Raw genomic sequence first — 2,993 nt, forward strand, 5'->3', positions numbered from 1 at the left:
ACATGAGGTTATACAAAATTTGATATCCAATGAAAAAATCGATTTATTGGCTACAGCTTAGGCTGGTAAAGGGCTATAAGGGCATGCTGGGAAATTTTGTACCTTCCTGCAAATAACCCCACATATGAAGATATATCCCCAAGGAATTGACTTTATTTTAATCGCACTGTATGATGTTCGATATCAAGAACACAAAATAAGACGGGATGGACATTTAATGACTACTTTAGACAATAGATTTTATGAAGCTCTTAAAAATAATAATTTATCTGCAATAAAGCAATTCATGGAAGGTCTGGACGATATTGAGTCATATATCAATACTGCATCACCTGAATTAATGAATAGAACACCCATAACTTATGCTCTTGAATTGGGTTACAGTGAGGTGTTTTCCTATTTTCTGAAAAACCACCACTCTAAATTGACCCCTGAAAGCCTGGCTGCAACAACCCAGCAAGGAGAGTTTCAGGGTGCCAATGCCGCCTGGTTTCTCTGTGCTGCTATTGTCGGCCGGCAATTACTGCGTGATTTCCCAGAGCTTCGCGCCAAATTGCTCCCTGAAAGCCTGGCTGCACAAGTCCAACAAGGAGTACATCAGGGTAAAAACGCCGCCTTGTTTCTCTGTTCTACCCCTGACGGCCAGCAATTACTGCAGGATTTCCCAGAGCTTCACGCCAAATTGACCTCTGAAAGCCTGGCTGCATCAGTCCGGCAAGGAGTACATCAGGGTAAAAACGCCATCTGGTTTCTCTGTGGCAGCCTGCATGGCCAGCAATTACTGCGTGATTTCCCAGAACTTCGCGCCAAATTGACCCCTGAAAACCTGGAAGCAACAGCCCAACAAGGAGAAGAGCAGGGTAAAAATGGCGTGTGGTTATTATCCACTGAGTATAACAGCTTGTTACTTCGGGCGCACCCTGAGTTAATCCAGCTTTTTTCTAAACAGAGCATTAACCAAATTACTGTTAACAACGAGTCTGCTTTAGCCTGTTTAAAAAAAGGAAGAGTAGACTTATACCCTGCTTTGCTTTTAGGCGGTTTTTTTCAGGCGGCTGAAGTGGCTCAGCATTGGAACGATATAAAAATACCGTATCCAACTCGCACTTTATTTAATGATTATCAGACGATGTTAAACGCATTAAATGAGCTTGATTGCACCCATTTGAACAAGGTACTGGAAAAAGATAAGCGTTTATTAACAGTGCGTTTTAATGCCGGCAATACACTAATGCATGAGCTGGTGTTGCAATTAAATAGAACAACACCCTGGACGGTTTTAGCCCTGTTAGAACACCATTCAACCTTATTCTCATTACTTAGCCCACAATTCAATGAGGATAATGACAATGGCATTAAACCCTATGAGCTGGCGAACCCAGAGTTTTCCGGTAAAATAAAACCACCAATCTCACTTATTCAACATCGATTAGAAACCTTTCTTTTTAACTCAGACACAATGCCTCTTTTGCACGACTTTTTGACGGGCCATTATGCACTAGAAAGTGCGTTCTTTACAGCTTTTGATAGGCCAGAATACACTATGCATGGAGATCATCAAATTGTACAAGTCAACAGTCTTAAGTTATTGCAGGAAACACTTGCAGAACGATTAAATGTAACGTTCTCCCTCTTTTCATTGCTTGACGAAATAGAGCAATCACTTGTGGTGCGTCTCAATGAGTTCACTGCAAAAATTGAAACGGCTCGCATCTTGAATGAAGGCTGTAGGCTTAAACTTCTTTTGTCTAAATCACAGATCAATCATTTACAGCAGTTATTATTAAATTTTGTTGCGTTTAATGAATCTATCTTCATGGATAATCGCTTGACCCCTAATATGATGCACAAGACTGATTCGATAACTTCTGCTAGCACATACCCTGACCAGGTGATAACAAATTCTGAGCTTAAAGATGAACATAGAACTAAAAAGCGACAACGTGAAGAGCAGTCATTTGACTCTTTCGCTGATGTAGCCAAAAGAACAAAAATTTGTTTATCAAAAGAAGAAAAAACCACTACATGCTGTCGTTTTTTCCGAACGGGGAATATGGAACAAAATGAGGCAACGAAGAGTCCTTCAGTTAATCATGGTCAGTAATTTACCTAAAAGGGAATTTAAAAGTGATTGCATATCAATACGTTATATCCATATATATAAGATGAATTTACCATAGTGTACTTATTTTGGCTTTGTCGCAAAAAGTTGTCTGCTGAGTTAGTATTCTGATTTTTTTGGAGTAGCAATGATGCTCAGTTTCAAGTGGCGCCATTTTAAACGTGACCTAATCTTAATGCTGGTGAGATGGTACTTGGCCTATTCATTGAGTTATCGTGACGTTGAGGAACTGGCACTGGAACGGGGCCTGAAAGTAGATCATTCAACGATTAACAGGTGGGTTCTGCACTACGCAGCACAGCTAGAAGAGTTTTTTTGCAAGCGCCAAAAACGTCCTGTAGGGATTTCCTGGAAGATGGATGAGACCTATATCAAGGCGCTGTAGGCGCTCAGGCCGACTATGTTGGGACTTGTCATGTTCTGTGTTACACTAAGTCACTGTATTTTACTTTGTTTTTTGTATGCATCTTCCCCTGAAAAAGCTTCTACTGAAAGATGAGAACTGGTATCGCTACCGTCAATTTTATTCAGAGCATGGGGGATAAGAGAGAGCGTGGATTACAGCATCAATAAAATCTTAAGTTGCCGTCATTACATGCGAGGTCATGCGCATTATCATTGCTCCAATCCATCGTGCACTCATGAAAAGCGAGTTCACTTCAGTTGCAAAGACCGAGGCTGTAGTGCCTGTGGCAAAATTGCCACCGATAACTGGTTACAAAAGAATAATGAGCTTCTACCATCCTGCCCGTGGCAGCACATTACCTTTACCATGCCCAAAGCCTTAAGTGACTTATTCCTGGTAAACCGACATCTGTGGTACGAACCATTTTTCTTTTAAATTATATTGCTGATGTTGACCTTCGTAAAA

3 protein-coding genes are annotated in these 2,993 nt (G+C 40.8%); all 3 read left to right on the forward strand.

Features of this window, described 5'->3' with window-relative positions:
* Nucleotides 1–124: 124 nt before the first annotated feature.
* The 3 genes from Q0495_RS12060 to Q0495_RS16840 all read left to right on the forward strand — a co-directional run bounded on the left by Q0495_RS12060 (nt 125) and on the right by Q0495_RS16840 (nt 2,963).
* On the forward strand, nt 125–2,104 hold the full coding sequence (locus Q0495_RS12060; protein WP_298626693.1) for a hypothetical protein: 1,980 nt from the start codon (nt 125–127) through the stop codon (nt 2,102–2,104).
* Between the two features lie 145 nt (nt 2,105–2,249).
* Complete coding sequence (locus tag Q0495_RS12065; protein ID WP_298626696.1) at nt 2,250–2,507, forward strand: hypothetical protein; 258 nt, start codon at nt 2,250–2,252, stop codon at nt 2,505–2,507.
* A gap of 168 nt (nt 2,508–2,675) precedes the next feature.
* The gene (locus Q0495_RS16840) at nt 2,676–2,963 is read left to right on the forward strand and encodes a transposase zinc-binding domain-containing protein (protein ID WP_367274416.1); all 288 of its coding nucleotides are present in this window, start codon (nt 2,676–2,678) and stop codon (nt 2,961–2,963) included.
* Nucleotides 2,964–2,993: the final 30 nt, after the last annotated feature.

The sequence above is a fragment of the uncultured Legionella sp. genome (assembly GCF_937871865.1).
In the GTDB taxonomy this organism is placed as follows: Bacteria; Pseudomonadota; Gammaproteobacteria; order Legionellales; family Legionellaceae; genus Legionella.